General features: G+C 39.7%; 17 protein-coding genes. 12 read left to right on the forward strand and 5 right to left on the reverse strand.

What is annotated here, in order from left to right; translation table 11 throughout:
• Positions 1–2: 2 nt before the first annotated feature.
• On the reverse strand, positions 3–779 hold the full coding sequence (locus I6J03_RS04470) for an ABC transporter ATP-binding protein (protein ID WP_003012505.1): 777 nt from the start codon (positions 777–779) through the stop codon (positions 3–5).
• A 1-nt stretch (position 780) separates the two neighbouring features.
• Positions 781–1,539 carry an MlaE family ABC transporter permease gene (locus tag I6J03_RS04475; protein WP_003002209.1) on the reverse strand — a complete coding sequence of 253 codons (759 nt, stop codon included), beginning with the start codon at positions 1,537–1,539 and terminating at the stop codon, positions 781–783.
• 263 nt (positions 1,540–1,802) lie between these two features.
• On the opposite strand from I6J03_RS04475, the gene I6J03_RS04480 reads away from it, so the two are divergent.
• The 3 genes from I6J03_RS04480 to I6J03_RS04490 all read left to right on the forward strand — a co-directional run bounded on the left by I6J03_RS04480 (position 1,803) and on the right by I6J03_RS04490 (position 5,212).
• Positions 1,803–3,176 carry a DUF6600 domain-containing protein gene (locus I6J03_RS04480; protein ID WP_039990575.1) on the forward strand — a complete coding sequence of 458 codons (1,374 nt, stop codon included), beginning with the start codon at positions 1,803–1,805 and terminating at the stop codon, positions 3,174–3,176.
• 159 nt (positions 3,177–3,335) lie between these two features.
• Entirely contained in the window at positions 3,336–4,508 is a 1,173-nt protein-coding gene (gene pncB / locus I6J03_RS04485; RefSeq protein ID WP_201694167.1) for a nicotinate phosphoribosyltransferase, read from the forward strand.
• Positions 4,508–5,212: a class I SAM-dependent methyltransferase gene (locus tag I6J03_RS04490; protein ID WP_003012500.1), complete on the forward strand. Its 705-nt coding sequence runs from the start codon at positions 4,508–4,510 to the stop codon at positions 5,210–5,212. Before pncB ends, I6J03_RS04490 begins: the two co-directional genes overlap by 1 nt.
• 55 nt (positions 5,213–5,267) lie before the next feature.
• On the opposite strand, the gene serS is transcribed toward I6J03_RS04490, so the two are convergent.
• Positions 5,268–6,539, reverse strand: coding sequence for a serine--tRNA ligase (gene serS, locus I6J03_RS04495; RefSeq protein ID WP_003012497.1), 1,272 nt, complete (start codon positions 6,537–6,539; stop codon positions 5,268–5,270).
• Positions 6,540–6,716: 177 nt separating this feature from the next.
• Between serS and rsmI the strand changes: the two genes are divergently transcribed.
• Genes rsmI through I6J03_RS04515 form a run of 4 tightly spaced genes read left to right on the forward strand, consistent with a single transcriptional unit; the run spans position 6,717 to position 10,922 of the window.
• Complete coding sequence (rsmI, locus tag I6J03_RS04500) at positions 6,717–7,382, forward strand: 16S rRNA (cytidine(1402)-2'-O)-methyltransferase (protein ID WP_232279864.1); 666 nt, start codon at positions 6,717–6,719, stop codon at positions 7,380–7,382.
• 37 nt (positions 7,383–7,419) lie between these two features.
• Positions 7,420–8,130 carry a PH domain-containing protein gene (locus tag I6J03_RS04505; protein WP_201694170.1) on the forward strand — a complete coding sequence of 237 codons (711 nt, stop codon included), beginning with the start codon at positions 7,420–7,422 and terminating at the stop codon, positions 8,128–8,130.
• Positions 8,131–8,133: 3 nt separating this feature from the next.
• A complete protein-coding gene (lnt, locus tag I6J03_RS04510) occupies positions 8,134–9,756 on the forward strand; it encodes an apolipoprotein N-acyltransferase (protein ID WP_003012489.1) in 1,623 nt (540 codons plus the stop codon).
• Positions 9,757–9,779: 23 nt separating this feature from the next.
• Positions 9,780–10,922 (forward strand): cysteine desulfurase family protein, encoded by a 1,143-nt coding sequence (locus I6J03_RS04515; protein WP_003012487.1) that lies wholly within the window; start codon positions 9,780–9,782, stop codon positions 10,920–10,922.
• 85 nt (positions 10,923–11,007) lie between these two features.
• Here I6J03_RS04515 and I6J03_RS04520 read toward each other — a convergent pair whose 3' ends face one another.
• Both I6J03_RS04520 and I6J03_RS04525 read right to left on the reverse strand, forming a co-directional pair.
• Positions 11,008–11,451: a copper resistance protein NlpE gene (locus I6J03_RS04520; RefSeq protein ID WP_003012485.1), complete on the reverse strand. Its 444-nt coding sequence runs from the start codon at positions 11,449–11,451 to the stop codon at positions 11,008–11,010.
• A gap of 82 nt (positions 11,452–11,533) precedes the next feature.
• A complete protein-coding gene (locus I6J03_RS04525; RefSeq protein WP_003012482.1) occupies positions 11,534–11,869 on the reverse strand; it encodes a hypothetical protein in 336 nt (111 codons plus the stop codon).
• 180 nt (positions 11,870–12,049) lie between these two features.
• Here I6J03_RS04525 and I6J03_RS04530 point away from each other — a divergent pair, with 180 nt between their 5' ends.
• From I6J03_RS04530 to I6J03_RS04550, 5 genes are all read left to right on the forward strand, one after another.
• Positions 12,050–12,571: a PEGA domain-containing protein gene (locus I6J03_RS04530; RefSeq protein ID WP_003012480.1), complete on the forward strand. Its 522-nt coding sequence runs from the start codon at positions 12,050–12,052 to the stop codon at positions 12,569–12,571.
• Positions 12,572–12,884: 313 nt separating this feature from the next.
• The gene (locus I6J03_RS04535) at positions 12,885–13,622 is read left to right on the forward strand and encodes an electron transfer flavoprotein subunit beta/FixA family protein (protein WP_003012478.1); all 738 of its coding nucleotides are present in this window, start codon (positions 12,885–12,887) and stop codon (positions 13,620–13,622) included.
• A gap of 24 nt (positions 13,623–13,646) precedes the next feature.
• On the forward strand, positions 13,647–14,621 hold the full coding sequence (locus I6J03_RS04540) for an electron transfer flavoprotein subunit alpha/FixB family protein (RefSeq protein ID WP_003012476.1): 975 nt from the start codon (positions 13,647–13,649) through the stop codon (positions 14,619–14,621).
• Positions 14,622–14,726: 105 nt separating this feature from the next.
• The gene (locus I6J03_RS04545; RefSeq protein ID WP_003012474.1) at positions 14,727–15,356 is read left to right on the forward strand and encodes a bifunctional nuclease family protein; all 630 of its coding nucleotides are present in this window, start codon (positions 14,727–14,729) and stop codon (positions 15,354–15,356) included.
• A 26-nt stretch (positions 15,357–15,382) separates the two neighbouring features.
• Positions 15,383–16,759, forward strand: coding sequence for a nucleoside permease (locus I6J03_RS04550; RefSeq protein ID WP_003012471.1), 1,377 nt, complete (start codon positions 15,383–15,385; stop codon positions 16,757–16,759).
• The last annotated feature ends 126 nt before the right edge of the window (positions 16,760–16,885 follow it).

Here is a 16,885-nt window from a genome sequence, read left to right on the forward strand (position 1 = left end):
TTTTAAACTATAAAATTGTAATCATAAAACGCTTTCACACGTTTATCATCTGTGTCAAATATTTCATTAAAACTTCCTTGTCTTTCAAATCTGCCATCCAGTAGCATCACAATACGATCTCCTACGGTCTTGGCACAGGCCAAATCATGTGTAATAATAATAGAGGAAGTTTTATATTTTTCCTGCACCTCATTAATAAGGCTGTTGATCTCCAGACAGGTGATGGGATCAAGACCTGCAGTAGGCTCATCATACATCATTATATCCGGTCTCAAAATCAGGGTACGTGCAATACCGATACGCTTCCGCTGTCCTCCGGACAATTCAGAAGGCATCTGATTGATGGCCTGAGATAAGCCCACACCTTCCAGTACATCTTCTACTTCAGCATTAATCTCTGCACGTGTCAGGTTTCTTTTATTTCGTACTAATGGAAATTCCAGATTCTCCCGTACGGTCATACTATCATAAAGAGCACTGTTCTGAAAAGAAAAGCCTATCTTCAAACGAAGTTGCTGCAATTCTTTTACCCCCAGTTCGGTGACAGATTCACCCATCACATGAATACTTCCCTGATCTGGTTCCAATAATCCTGAAATCAGCTTAATCAGAACAGATTTACCAGTACCCGAACGTCCCAAAACAACCAGATTCTCTCCATTGAAAAGCTGCAGGTTTACATCACGCAGGACATCAAGCGTTCCGAATGACTTACTGACATTCTTAACATCAATGACCACATCATTGTAATCAATATTATAATCGTGCTTCTTTTCCATATTACGTAAAAGCAGCTAAAATTTGAACAATCAATATCTCCTCAATAAACACGATGAACATCGAAGCTACTACAGCACTGTTTGCTGCTTTTCCGACACCTTCGGTTCCTTTTGATGAAAAATACCCACAATAACTACTGACAGCACCAATCGTAAAACCAAATACAACTGCTCTGAATACCATCGCAAAAATATCTTTATAAGCGATTGCTTCAAATACCTGCGTAAAAAAGCTTAGAAAACTGACATCATCTTTACTTGCAATACTTAAATATCCTCCCAGAAGACCTATACCTGCAGTATAGAAACATAGAATAGGTATGCCAATAGTGGTCGCCCAGACACGGCTCACGATCAAAAATTTAAACGGATTGGTACCGGATACTTCCATGGCATCTATCTGTTCTGTCACATTCATTGAACTTAGCTCGGCACCGATCTGTGACCCTACTTTACCGGAAGCAATAAGTGCTGTCACCAATGGAGCCAGTGCCCGGATAATGGCAATGGAAATCAATGAGGGCAACCAGGATGTTGCTCCGAACTCTTCCAATGAAGGTCTGGATTGTTTTGTAAAAACAAAACCAACAATAAAACCGGTAACACTGATCAAAGGTAAAGAGCGCCAGCCTATTTCATAGCATTGACGGATAATCTCTTTTATCTCAAACGGAGGACTTACTACTTCCTTCAAAAACCGCATCAAAAAACGGTGGATATTAGCAAACTCTATAAGTAAATTTCTTACTTTATTTTTCATTTACGCAACAAATTGCTTGTACTATTCAATGTATACTCTCTTTAAACAGGCTGTAAAGGTACTAATTTCTACTTTTCATTCTAATCAAAAAAGACCAAAAACACCTCTACATTTCAATTAACATATTTCAATGACAAAATGTCGGCCAATTTGTTTGATCATACTGAAATAAAAATTAAAGAGTCACCATTTTAAACCTATTCAAATGTGCGCAGTCCTACTGATAAAATTAACAAAAGGATTCATCTTTTAAATTGAAGAATATGAAAGGGCTAAAAAAATCAACATTATTTATTATGACCATATTTGGTCTCATAAGCCTTTTTTCGATATCTGCAGCCAGTGCTCAGGTAAGAGGTGGGGTGTCACTGGATTTGTTTTACGATGAGTTATCTCCTTATGGTAACTGGGATGATGATCCAACATACGGTGAAGTATGGTATCCTGATGCAGGTCGTGATTTCAGACCCTATTCCAGCAATGGATACTGGGCAATGACAGAATACGGAAATACTTGGGTTTCGGATTATCCCTGGGGCTGGGCTCCCTTTCACTATGGTCGTTGGGTATATTCCAATTACCGCGGATGGGGATGGATTCCCGGATACGAATGGGGACCGGCATGGGTAGACTGGCGCTCCGGCAACGGATACTACGGATGGGCACCAATGATGCCCTCTGTAAACGTAAACATCAATATTGGTATTGGTAACTTATGGGTATTCCTGCCTTCCCGTTATATCTTTGACCGTCATTTCCATAATCATTATGTACATGATTACGGACGCGTATACAACAGAACAACTATCGTTCATAATACCTATGTGGTCAATAACAATCACTATTATGGCGGACCATCCCGCAGAGACATGGAACGTTCAAGCGGACGCAGTATTACAGTACGAAATATGAGAACGAGTGATCGTCCGGGAAGATCCAGTGCAGACAGCCGTTCGGTCTCTATTTATCGTCCGGACAGAGGCAATAGCCGTAGCAGCGATCGTCAGGTAAGCAGAGACAGCCGTGAGTCTAACAGAAGTAATACAGGTGTAGACAGAAGCAGAAATGCAGGGGACAGAAGCCGCAATACGGATATCTCTTCTAATCGTACAGATCGTGGCAGCCGTACGCTGTATATTGACAAAGAAGGAAATGCTACATTGCAGAACGGAAACAATTCCAGATCACGCAGCAATGATAACAACGGAAATACAAACCGTACCGAAAGAAGCAGAGAGGTACAACGGAACAATGATGTCCAGACTTCCCGACCTTTCGAACGTCAGGCCGGAAACAGACAGGATCGCTCTCGTCAACGTGAGGCTTCTACTGTAGAACCAAATCGTGTTGAAAGACAGAATCAGTCCATAGACAGACAGCCGAGATCTTCACGCGGTCAGTCGAATGAAAATATGCAAAGAAGAGAATCTGCTCCGCAGAACCGTCCTTCTATCGAAAGAGGAAATTCACAACCTCAAATGGAGAACAGAGGACGCAGCAGATCAGCAGAAAGAGCTCCGCAATATCAGCAGGCAAGCACAAGAGCCAGCGAACAAAGAGTCAGCACTCCTGCTCCGAATCGTGCTGAACGCGGGACTGCATCCTCAGGAAGCAGCAGAAGCAGCAGAGGTAGATAATAGATATTTAATTGAAATAAATTTGTGAGAAAGAGGTATTGCATTTATGCAATGCCTTTTTTGCTGGCATTTAATTACGTTCAAAAAACAATAGTTTGTTGTAACTTTTTGTACTTTTAATCTCTTTTAACACAATATATAGTATTGCAAGCATACAGAATGGCGAAATTAACATCTATACTTGACAACGATTTCTATAAGTTTACCATGCAATTTGCAGTGGTCAAATTGTTCCCAAAGGCAAGAGCTCGTTATCAGTTTATCAACAGAGGTCAGCATAAGTTTCCTCCGGGTTTTGACAAGTTACTTACTGAAGCTATACATGAGATGGCCAAACTAAAACTTACAAAATCAGAGAAGTCATTTTTTGCTGAAAACTGCCCCTATATTGATCCTACCTATTTTGATTTTCTGGAAGGCTACCGCTATGATCCGGACGAAGTAACGGTACTGCAGCAGGGGACGGATATTTCGGTAACGATCGAAGGCTATTGGTACCGTACCATTCTTTGGGAAGTCCCCATCATGTCACTTATCTGTGAATTGTTCTATGAAGCCACAGGAGCCCAAAGGCTGGAAGATGAAGAAGTCATCTCTATTGCTAAAGAAAAGATTCTGAAATACGATAAACTGGGAATTACAATTGCAGACTTCGGTACACGCAGACGTTACTCCTACTATGTACACAATCTGGTTGTCGAAACACTAAAAAAATATGGTCAGGGAACTTTTATCGGTTCCAGCAATGTACATCTTGCTCAGGTACATAAAATAAAACCTATCGGTACACATGCACACGAATGGTTTATGTTTCATGCCGCCAAATATGGCTATAAGATGGCGAATCATTTAGGATTAGAACACTGGTCGGACGTCTATAGGGGAGATCTCGGTATAGCTCTGGCAGACACCTATACTACGGATGTTTTTTTCAAGCAGTTTGATAAAAAACTAACCAAATTGTTTGATGGTGTAAGACATGACAGCGGTGATCCTTTAGTGTTTGCGGACAAGACAATAGCTCATTATGTCAGAAACGGAATCAATCCGCTTTCAAAGACGATCACATTTTCCGATGGCCTGGATTATGACAAAGTGGAAAAAATATCAGCATACTGCAAAGGTAAGATCGGCTATTCCTTTGGTATAGGTACCAACTTCACCAATGATGCAGGTCTGCCTGCAATGAATATTGTACTTAAGATGACAGAAGCCTATCCGGAAGAAGGAGAATGGACACCGGTCATCAAATTATCCGATGAACCTAAGAAACATACCGGTGATCCTGAATCTATATATCTGGCAAAAAAAATACTAATGATAGAAGATTGATGAATAGAGATGTATACGGAGAGGCTCTTCAGGATTATTTTGCAACAAGTGAGACCCCATCTCCCCTTTTGTTGCATAGCAGTTATGGAGATATAGAAGAAATGCCGGTAGATATATTCTTCCGCGAAGAAGAAGATTTCACAGAACTGGAATTTATTGCACTTTCATTATGTGATGGTAAAGTACTGGATGTGGGAGCCGGCACAGGTGTACACGCATTATACCTTCAGCAAAAGGGATTTGAAGTGGAAGCTTTGGAAATATCGGAGACTGCATCTCATATTATGAAACAAAGAGGTATAGATACGATTATAAATGATGATATTTTCAACGTCAAAGATCAGAAGTACAATACGTTATTATTTCTGATGAACGGCATAGGATTAGCAGGTGATCTGGAAGGATTCAGAAGATTACTTCGACACGCCAAATCTTTATTGGATGATCGGGGCCAGCTCCTGTTTGATTCTTCAGATATTTCATATTTATATGAGGAATACCATATCAAAAAACCTGATTATTATTTCGGTGAGATCAATTATCAGTATGAATACCGGGGAGTAAAAGGTGCTCCTTTTAAATGGCTTTATTTGGATCAGCAAACATTGATTAAAGTGGCACGTGAAGAAAACTGGGTTGTTCAGATCCTGTTTGAAGACGATCAGGATCAGTATCTGGTACGAATGGAGCCTCGTCAGAACTAAGAAACGGAGTTAAAGAAAAAGGGTGGGATAAAATTTTATCCCACCCTTTTTTTATTTAATCGATATACTCAAAACCTGTATACGGTACCAGAGCTGCCGGAACTTTAATTCCTTTACCTGTCTGATTATTTTCCAGTAAGGAAGCCACAATGCGTGGAAGCGCAAGAGCTGATCCGTTCAATGTATGAGCTAATTGCATTTTACCCTCTTCATTTTTGAAACGTACTTTCAGACGATTTGCCTGATACGTTTCAAAATTAGAGACTGAAGAAACTTCCAGCCATCTTTTTTGTGCTGTGCTGTACACTTCAAGATCATATGTCAAAGCAGCTGTAAAACTCATATCGCCACCGCAAAGACGCAGTACCCGGTATGGCAATTCCAGTTTTTCCAAAAGTCCCTGTACATATTTACACATCTCTTCTATTACGGCATAAGATTGATCAGGATGTACAATCTGTACAGCCTCCACTTTATCAAACTGATGCAGTCTGTTCAGTCCGCGTACATGTGCTCCGTAGGAACCTGCTTCTCTGCGGAAACATGGTGTATAAGCACAATGACGGATAGGAAAATCTTCTGCTTTTACGATAACATCTCTGTACATATTCGTCACTGGTACTTCCGCCGTCGGGATCAGATACAGATCGTCCTGACCTACATGGTACATCTGCCCCTCTTTGTCAGGCAGTTGCCCTGTTCCGAAACCGGAAGCTTCGTTAACTACAATAGGGACCTGCACTTCTTTATATCCTACTTCTGCAGCCTGATCAAGAAAGAAATTGATCAACGCACGTTGTAACCTTGCACCTTTTCCTTTATACACCGGAAATCCAGCTCCTGCGACCTTCGTTCCCAATTCGAAATCGATAATATCATATTTTGCAGCCAGTTCCCAGTGAGGCAAAGCATCTTCATCCAGACTAGGTACATCCCCTGCCGTATAAATTACCTCGTTATCTTCGGCAGCTACTCCTGCCGGAACTGAACTATGTGGCAGATTAGGCAATTGTACAATTTTATTATGCAGTTCCTGTTCTACTTCACTTAGCTTTTCAGTCAGTTGCTTTACTTGCTCCTTATATCCGGACGATTGCGATTTAACAGTTTCAGCTTCTTCTTTTTTACCTTGACGCATCAAATCTCCTATTTGTTTTGCGGCAGCATTGGCTTCTGCTGAAAGGGAATCTGACTCCGACTGGGTCTTGCGACGTAACTCATCCAAAGAGATGATTTCGTCAACCAAACCTAATTCCTTGAAGTTTTTCACCCCTAATCTTTCGATTACCTTATCCCTGTTTTCACGGATATAATTTAATTGCAACATACTATTTATGTATTTAATAATGACCAAAGATAAGAAGAGCTAAGAATATACAGAAAATGAATTCATAAAAGGTTTGAATTCAGTCTTCATTACCTCACTTTTCTCCTACAAATGGCCAAATATAAAGTCCCTCATCAGCGACATACGTCTTTTCACAAAAAACCTTTACCTTTGACTATGTTATATTTAGTTCCCACGCCTATTGGCAATCTTGAGGATATGACTTTCCGTGCTATTCGTGTATTGAAAGAAGCTGATCTGATTCTTGCTGAAGATACGCGGACCTCTGCTCCCTTGCTCAAACACTTTGGTATCGACAAAAAGGTTTTTGCGCATCATCAGCACAATGAACATAAAGCTGTAACAGAGATTATCAGATTTCTTAAAGAAGGACAGCAGATAGCCCTGATTTCTGATGCTGGCACTCCTGCTATTTCAGATCCCGGTTTTCTATTAGTCAGAGCTGCCCTGAAAGAAGGTCTTGAAGTACAATGTCTGCCGGGAGCTACGGCATTTGTACCTGCGCTGGTAAATTCAGGCTTGCCAAATGACAGGTTTTGCTTTGAAGGTTTCCTACCCGTAAAAAAAGGAAGGCAGACAAGATTAAAAAATCTTGCGGATGAAAAACGCACAATGATTTTTTATGAGTCACCCCATCGTTTGCTCAAATCTATAGACGAATTTATTGCCGTCTTTGGAGAAGAAAGACAAGGTTCTGTTTCCCGTGAACTGAGCAAAATGTATGAAGAAAATGTTAGGGGAACATTAGCATCGTTAAAATTACATTTCGAAAACAATCCAATTAAGGGAGAATTCGTAATTTGTATTGCAGGATTAGAATAGTTATCATATTTTGTTATTCATTCAAATAATTTAGAAAATGATTATTGATAAATATATACAAGACGGACAAGACGTCAAGGTAGTAGAGAAATTAGTAGATAAGTTAAAGGATATGCTCACTGCCGGTGAACAGATCGACTACATTGCATTGCAGAAAAAACCTGCAGTGACCATATTACCGGACAGTATTGCGGTGAGCAGTAAACGTATCTTCCTGTGCGAATTCACTAAACTTGGTTTAGCGACCAATTTTGAGATTTTCAGCTGGAAAGACATCAAGGATATTGCTTTTAAAGAAGAGATCTTCGGATCTAAAGTAACTGTTATTCCATTCACAGGTGAAAATCTGAGTATCGATTATATCCCGAAAATTCAGGCCCGCAAGCTTTATCAGCTTATAAAAGGAGCTTTGGAAAACAGCAAAAAGGAAGAAACACAGTCTGAAAAAGAAAAAATTGTGATCTCAACACCTGTTGCACCGGTTATAGAAGTAAAAAAAGAAGAAACACCTGCTCCTGCCGAGCCAAAATCTTTTTATGAAGAAGCTCCTGCTGAGCCGGCTGCACCTGTAGTGAACAACTATGTAGCACCCGCTTACACTCCTCCTGCTCCGGAGCCAAAGGCACCGGTAGAGGAAGATGATGAAATCACGCAAAAACTGAAGAAACTCAAATCGTTGTTTGATAAGCAGCTTATAACACAGGCGGAGTACGAAAACAAAAAGAATGAACTATTGTCTCAATTGTAATAAGTGAAAAATAACTATTTACTGGCACTTTTAAGTGCCTTTTTACTTTGGCTGGCATGGCCTCCCATACCTTATACAGGCCCCCTGCTACTGATTGCTTTTGTACCATTACTACTGGCTATAGAAAATGTAATCCGAAGCAGCGAAGTAAAAAAGGGGCGAAAAATAGCAGGACTTGCTTTCATCACAGGTTTTCTGTGGAATACAGCAAGTATCTACTGGGTATATAACGCCATGAGTGCGGGGCTTCCGGCATACGCCGCATTACCCATTTCCCTTATTCCGTTCGGACTTGCGCCCTTGCTGATGACCATAGTTTTCGGGCTGTACTACAGACTCCGCAAAAAACAGTCTCCTTCACGTTCATTGATCGGACTTACCGCTTTTTGGATATGCTATGAATATCTTCACCAATGGTGGGATCTCGCTTTTCCGTGGATGACGCTGGGAAATGGCTTTGCAGCTACTCATCCCCTTATACAATGGTACGAATGGACAGGTGTATACGGCGGATCTGTCTGGATATGGGCAGTCAATATTCTGGTGTTTCTGCTTGTATTACATAAACGTAACATACAGTCGCTTACTAAACCAAAATGGACTAATATTGCGCTGATAGCTGTAATCTTCATACCAATCGGAGGATCTTTAATCCGATACTTTACGTATGAAGAACATCTTAACCCTTCACAGGTAGTAGTGACGCAACCTAATATAGATCCTTATCAAAAATTCGGGAGTATATCTCCTGAAGAACAGCTGAAAACCCTGATCAGACTTTCTGAATCAGTAGCGAAACCTAATACAGAATTCTTTGTCTGGCCCGAAACAGCCATTTCAGCGAGAGGCTGGATAGATGAAGATAACTTCCGGCAATATCCGGCTTATGAAGAAATATCGTCTTTCCTGGACAAATATAAAAACGGTGCTGTATTATCAGGAATAGAGAGTAGTCGTATGTATACGGATCAGCGTACAGCTACTGCACGTCCGTACGGTACTCAATTTATAGACAATTTTAATGCAGCAGTATTTATAGATAACTCGTCCAAATTACAATTTTATCATAAATCCAAACTGGTTCCCGGTGTAGAACAGATGCCTTTCGGGTCAGCATTGAGCTTTTTAAAGCCTTTATTTGCTCAATTTGGCGGAACAACCGGAGGATATGGAAAGCAGGATGAACCCAGTGTTTTTTATGCTGGCAGCGGAATTGGTGCAGCACCTGTAATATGTTATGAATCGATATGGGGTGACTATGTAGGACAGTACGTAAAACAGGGTGCTCAGTTTATCACAATTGTTACTAACGACGGCTGGTGGAAAAATACTTCCGGTAAAGATCAGCATCTGGATTATGCCAAGTTAAGAGCTATTGAAAACCGCAGGTGGATAGCCCGTGCGGCTAACACCGGAATCTCTGCTTTTATAAATCAGAGAGGAGATATTATCCAGCAAACCTCATGGTGGGTTCCGGCAGCACTTACTCAGGAAATAAATCTCAATGAGAATATCACATTTTATACCGGTAATGGTGACATTTTAGTAATCCTCGCCTTACTGTTAAGCCTGGCTGGAATTGTCCTGTTGGTCGTCCCTGGAAAAAAAGCGTCTTTAAAAATTTAATTCTTATTTCTAACTTTGTTCTTATGCAAATTTATTTTGATAACGCTGCTACCACACCTTTAGACCCTGAGGTCATTAAAGTGATGGTAGAGACTATGCAGGAAAACTTTGGAAACCCATCTTCTATTCATGCACATGGTCGCCAAGTAAAGACGATAGTTGAAAAAGCCAGAAAAACTGTGGCTAATCTACTCCATACTTCTCCTTCTGAAATATTTTTCACTTCCGGAGGTACTGAAGCAGATAACATGGCTATCGTGAGATCGGTAATAGATCTCGGGATAACGCATGCTATTACTTCACCATTAGAACATCACGCCGTACTTCATACACTGGAAGAATTACAGAAAGAAGGTAAGATACAACTGAATATTCTTAAGGTAGATGCCAAAGGAAATGTGGATCTCGAACAGTTGGAACAACTTCTGGCTTCAAATCCGCGTACTTTTGTCTCACTGATGCATGCCAATAATGAATTGGGGAATTTAACGGATATACAAAAAGTAGCCGAAATATGTCACCAGTACAATGCTGTATACCATGCGGATACGGTACAGACAATGGGACATTACAGACATGATCTGAGTCAGTTGAAAATTGATTTTATAACCGGAGCGGCACACAAGTTTCATGGCCCCAAAGGTGTAGGCTTTCTGTACATCAACGGAAAGAATAAGATTAAACCGATGATTTATGGCGGTGCTCAGGAGCGTAATATGCGGGGCGGCACCGAAAATGTCTATGGAATAGTAGGACTGGCAAAAGCATTGGAATTGTGCTATAATGAAATGGAAATACATCAGGCACATATACAAGGTCTTAAATCTTATATGAAAGAAGAGCTGATCAAGGCTATTCCTAATGTAGGCTTTAACGGTGAGACGGATTCCGAAAAATCTCTTTATACTGTACTGAATGTATCTTTCCCATGTACAAATATGGCTGATATGTTACTATTCAGTTTGGATATCGAAGGTATTTCATGTTCGGGAGGCAGCGCATGCAGTTCCGGATCTGATATAGGCTCACATGTACTATCTGCTATCAATGCAAGCAGCACAAGACCATCAGTAAGGTTTTCATTTTCCAAAAATAACACAAAAGAAGAAGTCGACATTGTGGTAAGTAAACTCAAAGAACTTTGCAATCAGGATGTTTTAGTTTAAAAACCATACACTATTTACAACAAATGCCGTTTATCAGAGATTGACAAACGGCATTTTCTTTTTAACAACAGTGCTTTATATATTTTTATTCTTCAAATTTTGCAAGACGGTATTGATCTGCCAGATCGCCCTTAATATCATTTCCGGAGAGATCCAACTGAGATAACTGATCTTCCAGGATTCTGAATTTGTAATCTATTCCTTCCAGTGTCAAGGTATTGGCATGCATTTTCCAACGTCCGCTTTTCACAAAATTTTCGTCGCTTTTACCAAGGTATTTTGTACTGAGCTGATAGGATTTATCTGCATTAATATGCAAAATGGTTTCGATTCCGTCACAATCTGCACAAGGTAATATGCCCTTATATTCTCCTGTAAACTGATCAGACTTCTGTTCGATAGTTCCATCCGGTGAAATGCTATATGCTGCATCATTTGACCGCTCTGTTTTATTCTGACGGTTGTTGATACAACTACCAAGAATAATAAAGAGTAGTAATGTTGCAAGGATATAGACTCTAGTTTTCATTTTTGTGCATAAGGAACTGTTACTATGCAAACAAAATTGATACCACAAAGTCAGGGATGCTGACTTTTAGCATATTTTAACATTAATAGTCATCTTCATCATCTTCTCCGATAGCCATAAGGTAGGCTCCCTTTAGCTCATTCAGTGCATGCATATTACGTTTTGCTTTGGCCACTTCCATTCCTTTCTGGTAATACAGCAATGCATCATCCTTTCGATCAAGCTTCTCTAGTAATTTACCCAAATGATAATAAGTACCTACATAATCCGGAAACTGCTCTGTAAGCTTTATAAACCTGCTCAAAGCCTCCAAATCCTCTCCTGTTTTGAGATATTCATTTGCAAGAGCATAATGCAGAAACGGATCCAAGGGACTTTCTTTTAAATATGCCTGAAGTTGTTCAAATTTAGAAGACATGATGATTGATATTATGTAATAAATTGATATTATGTAATAATGTAACCAAAGTTAATCATTGCTCACAATATATTTAAATCTATTAAACTTATTAAAATACATATTTTTATTAATTTTGAGATAACGAAAATAACATTGTATAATTGTGTATAATTTTAACAAAACATTTTTAACACAATTATGAAAACAAAACAGCAGAATTTTGCCATTAATTTAAAAAAAACCGCAATACTCTCATTAGCAAGCACCATGCTATTTGCCAGTTGTGCAAGCAAAACATTAATTCAATCCAATCCTTCCGGTGCAAAAGTCTTTTTAAACGGCGAATCTGTGGGAGTCACTCCATATGCATATGAGGATACAAAGATCATTGGCAGCACAACCCATGTTAAATTAGAAAAAGAAGGGTACGAAACATTAAACACGAGTTTCTCAAGAAACGAAAAAGCAGATGTCGGTGCTATTATAGGAGGTGTCTTTGTATTAGTACCTTTTCTATGGACTATGAAATACAAACCCGAACGCACCTACGACCTTATCCCTGCCGGCGCAAATACACCACAAGCTGTTACCTCCGATAAAGCTAACAGCAAATCTACAGCTGACAGACTTAAAGAACTAAAAGAACTGTTTGATCAGAAACTGATCAGTCAGGAAGAATACGACGCGCAAAGAAAGAAAATTCTGGACGAAAACAAATAGGTAGCAAAAATAAAATTTTGGTTGTTCATCATTCCTAAAATGAAAGAAAATTTTGAAGGATCAAAAACTCAAAATACTATGCTAGCATATAAAATGACATTTCACTGACGATCATATCAAGCTGTATAATATTAAATTAAAAACAAAACCAAGTAACTGATTACAAATAGTTTAATTAAAATAAATTATTCAAACAGGTCAATTATTTTGTTAAAAAAGACAAAAGAAACAGTTTTGTAAATGGGAAATTTCCGCCTCAAAGACTTTACTTTTATTACAAAAAATATTAGGTTTGTGTAAAACGCATACAATTATGAGAATATTAGTTTGTATAAGTAATGTCCCGGATACGACATCAAAAATAACATTTGCGAATGATGGAACTGCCTTCAATACAGCAGGTGTTCAATTTATTGTAAATCCTTATGATGAGATTGCACTTTCCAAAGCGATCGATCTGGCTGAAGGAGGGAAAGGCACGGTAACGGTAATTAATGTTGGCGAAGCGTCTACAGAAGCTACCATCCGCAAAGCATTGGCTACAGGAGCAGATGATGCTGTACGTGTAGACAGCGTTCCACGTGATGCGTGGTTTGTTGCAAATCAGATTGCTGATTATGTCAAAAGCAATCCTTTTGATCTGATCCTTACCGGACGCGAGTCTATCGACTATAATGGAGCACAGGTAGGAGCTATTGTAGCTGAATTATTGAATATACCCTCTATTTCTATCGCCAAAAAAATAGATATTGATGGTTCTAATGCTACTGTAGAACGTGAAATCGAAGGAGGGAAGGAAATATTGACGACTTCATTGCCTATGGTTGTGGGTACTGCTGAAGGTGTTGCTGAACCCAAAATCCCGAATATGCGGGGAATCATGAGTGCACGGACTAAACCTTTGCAGGTGATCCCTGCGGTAGAAGTACCCCAATTGTCTCATATCACCAAATATGAATCTCCCGCTCCGCGTGGTACAGTAAAAATGGTAGATGCCGGAGAAGTAGAGAAATTGGTGGGTCTTTTGCATGATGAGGCAAAGGTTATTTAATTCATTTTATTAAAACTGAAAATTATGTTTGTATTAGTTTATATAGAAAATATTGAAGGTCAATTTAAGAAATCCGCATTTGAAGCTGTTTCTTATGCAAAAGCCATTGCAGACCAGACAGGAAGTACTGTTACGGCTATATCGATCGGTGATGTCAGCAATTCTGAACTGGAGAAACTCGGTCAGTTCGGAGCTTCAAAAGTTTTGAATGTACAAAATGGAGATCTTAAAAACTTTGTCAATCAAGCATATGCCTCTGTCATTGCGGAAGCAGCTCAGAAAGAGGGATCCAAAATCGTAGTTCTGTCCAATTCATTCAGCGGTAAAGGTCTTGCACCGCGTATTGCGACCAAACTGCAGGCTGGTCTTGCAGACGGAGTAATCGAATTGCCTCAGATCAGCGGTGATAGCTTATCTGTTAAGAAAACAGCTTTTTCTAATAAGGCATTTGCAACTGTTGAACTAAGCTCTGCCGTGAAAGTAATTTCCGTAAATCCAAACGCTTACGAAGCAAAGGCTGTTGGCGGATCAGCTGCAATAGAAGCTTTTGCACCTCAGTTTCAAGCGACTGACCTGAGTACAATCGTAAAAGAAATAGTACGGGCTACCGATAAAGTTTCACTTCCGGAAGCCGAGATTGTCGTTTCTGCAGGACGTGGGCTAAAAGGTCCTGAGAACTGGGCTATAATTGAAGAACTTGCAGATGTATTGGGTGCGGCAACAGCATGTTCCAAACCGGTATCGGATGCAGGATGGAGACCTCATTCTGAACACGTAGGACAGACAGGGATCGTCGTAAGTCCGAATCTGTATATCGCTATCGGAATATCCGGTGCTATTCAGCATCTGGCAGGTGTGAGCTCTTCAAAAACAATTGTTGTTATCAACAAAGATCCGGAGGCTCCGTTTTTCAAAGTTGCAGACTATGGAATTGTGGGTGATGCCTTTGATATTGTACCCAAATTGACTGCAGCATTGAAAGCATATAAAAATAATTGATCGTAAATTCGTTACCCCGTAAAGGCGGCTATTTCAAATTATTGTAGTAGCCGCTTTTATTTTGCTTTTAATATTCACATCTTTGTAATATCGTAAGAGGGAAGAATGAAGAAAATCAATTTAGATATCGTAGGACTTTCATATAGTCAGACGCAATCAGGTGCCTATGCGCTTGTGCTGGGAGAAGTTGGTGGCAATAGAAGACTACCTATTATCATTGGAGGTTTTGAAGCACAGGCTATAGCTGTAGAAATTGAAAAAATGACGCCCAGTCGTCCTCTTACACATGATCTTTTCAAAGCATTTGCCGATGCCTACGAAATCACTTTACAGGAAGTAATCATCTACAATCTTATTGACGGTATTTTTTTCGCCAAACTGATCTGTAGTGATGGTGAAAAAATCTCTGAAATTGATGCCCGTACTTCTGATGCAATTGCCTTGGCTGTACGTTTTGATGCCCCTATCTTTACTTATGAATTTATTATGGCATCTGCCGGAATTGTGATTGAAAGTAATGATTTTGCATTTTTGGAAAATATTGAAAGTGTAGAAGCTGCCAAAGCTCCACAGGAACCACGTAAAGAGATCCCGACACCTCAGAAAAAATCACCATACAGTTCACTTTCTGATGAACAGTTAGAAGCTGCTCTGGAAAAAGCAATTGCAGACGAGCAATACGAGACAGCAGCTGCAATCCGTGACGAAATCACCTACAGAAAATCTTCATCTTAGATTTAAAATTAACGAAACAAACATACATGTCTATTAAATTTAGATTGACCATTATGAACTTCATACAATTTTTTGTGTGGGGAGCATGGTTAATAACAATAGCAAACTTTTGGTTTGGCACTAAACAGTGGGATGGTACACAGTTCGGAGCCATATTTGCAACGATGGGAATCGCTTCTTTATTTATGCCTACGCTGATCGGAATTATAGCAGACCGATGGGTGAATGCAGAGCGACTATACTGTATACTTCACATTTTATATGGAGCTATTTTATTCTACCTCCCACAGGTAGATAATCCGGGCTCCTTTTTTTATGTCATGCTAGCAGCCATGTGTTGTTACATGCCTACACTGGCACTTTCCAATTCGATCGCTTACACCGCACTGATCAAGAACAATTATGATCTTGTGAAAAGCTTCCCTCCTATCCGTGTCTGGGGAACAGTCGGATTTATAGCAGCGATGTGGATCGTCAACCTATCTGGTAATAAAGCTACTGCTATCCAGTTTTATATCGCTGGTACTGCAGCTATATCCTTGGGATTATATGCACTGACACTGCCTAAAAACACGCCTCAGAAACTTATCAAAGAAAATGCTACCTGGATGCAGACATTTGGACTGGAAGCATTCAAGTTGTTCGGAAATTATAAGATGGCTTTATTCTTTATCTTCTCGATGTTTCTGGGTGGTGCTTTGCAACTGACCAATGCATATGGGGATGTGTATATCGATGAATTCAAGTTTTTTCCGAAATATGCCGAATTATTAGTCGTAAAATACTCTACGATTATTATGTCGATCTCTCAAATCTCGGAGACTTTATTTATTCTGGCCATTCCGTTTTTCTTAAAACGATTCGGAATCAAGAAGGTCATGCTGATTTCTATGGTAGCCTGGGTATTGCGCTTTTGTCTTTTTGCCTACGGCAATCCTCAGGATGGATTATGGATGATTATTCTTTCCTGTATTGTGTATGGTATGGCCTTTGATTTTTTCAACATTTCGGGTTCCCTGTTTGTCGAAACTTCTACCGATTCCAAAATCCGTTCTTCGGCTCAGGGATTGTTTATGATGATGACAAATGGTTTTGGAGCTGTATTAGGCAGTCTGATCTCGGGTTGGGTGATCGATCATTACTTTACTATGTCTTTTCAGGATATCGGTCAGTTGGCTACTTTTCTTCAATCCGAAGTGACCAATATACATTTTGTGGCCTTTTTAAAAGATAAAGGCGTCGCTATATCCGCTACAGGGGCATTCGAGAAACCGTTACATCTTAAGGACTGGCATCATATATGGCTGGCCTTTTCAGCATATACACTCGTTATAGCTGTATTATTTGCTTTGCTGTTCAAACACAAGCATGACCCGAAGCAATTAGAAAAAACATATCATTAAGACATAAAAAAAGGTAATCTGGCGATTACCTTTTTCCATCTTAAAACAAACTATGTTATGAATGTGTTTCGCAACAGATCTCTAACAATTTTAACCCTAACATTGGATATAAACAAAAATTACTCT

Origin of the sequence: Sphingobacterium spiritivorum (assembly GCF_016724845.1) — a bacterium.
Lineage (GTDB): Bacteria > Bacteroidota > Bacteroidia > Sphingobacteriales > Sphingobacteriaceae > Sphingobacterium > Sphingobacterium spiritivorum_A.

Coding starts and splice junctions, on each gene's coding strand:
- I6J03_RS04470 (WP_003012505.1), bottom strand. CDS start 779: ATGGAAAAGAAGCACGATTATAATATTGATTACAATGATGTGGTCATT.
- I6J03_RS04475 (WP_003002209.1), bottom strand. CDS start 1,539: ATGAAAAATAAAGTAAGAAATTTACTTATAGAGTTTGCTAATATCCAC.
- I6J03_RS04480 (WP_039990575.1), top strand. CDS start 1,803: ATGAAAGGGCTAAAAAAATCAACATTATTTATTATGACCATATTTGGT.
- pncB (WP_201694167.1), top strand. CDS start 3,336: ATGGCGAAATTAACATCTATACTTGACAACGATTTCTATAAGTTTACC.
- I6J03_RS04490 (WP_003012500.1), top strand. CDS start 4,508: ATGAATAGAGATGTATACGGAGAGGCTCTTCAGGATTATTTTGCAACA.
- serS (WP_003012497.1), bottom strand. CDS start 6,539: ATGTTGCAATTAAATTATATCCGTGAAAACAGGGATAAGGTAATCGAA.
- rsmI (WP_232279864.1), top strand. CDS start 6,717: ATGTTATATTTAGTTCCCACGCCTATTGGCAATCTTGAGGATATGACT.
- I6J03_RS04505 (WP_201694170.1), top strand. CDS start 7,420: ATGATTATTGATAAATATATACAAGACGGACAAGACGTCAAGGTAGTA.
- I6J03_RS04515 (WP_003012487.1), top strand. CDS start 9,780: ATGCAAATTTATTTTGATAACGCTGCTACCACACCTTTAGACCCTGAG.
- I6J03_RS04520 (WP_003012485.1), bottom strand. CDS start 11,451: ATGAAAACTAGAGTCTATATCCTTGCAACATTACTACTCTTTATTATT.
- I6J03_RS04525 (WP_003012482.1), bottom strand. CDS start 11,869: ATGTCTTCTAAATTTGAACAACTTCAGGCATATTTAAAAGAAAGTCCC.
- I6J03_RS04530 (WP_003012480.1), top strand. CDS start 12,050: ATGAAAACAAAACAGCAGAATTTTGCCATTAATTTAAAAAAAACCGCA.
- I6J03_RS04535 (WP_003012478.1), top strand. CDS start 12,885: ATGAGAATATTAGTTTGTATAAGTAATGTCCCGGATACGACATCAAAA.
- I6J03_RS04540 (WP_003012476.1), top strand. CDS start 13,647: ATGTTTGTATTAGTTTATATAGAAAATATTGAAGGTCAATTTAAGAAA.
- I6J03_RS04545 (WP_003012474.1), top strand. CDS start 14,727: ATGAAGAAAATCAATTTAGATATCGTAGGACTTTCATATAGTCAGACG.
- I6J03_RS04550 (WP_003012471.1), top strand. CDS start 15,383: ATGTCTATTAAATTTAGATTGACCATTATGAACTTCATACAATTTTTT.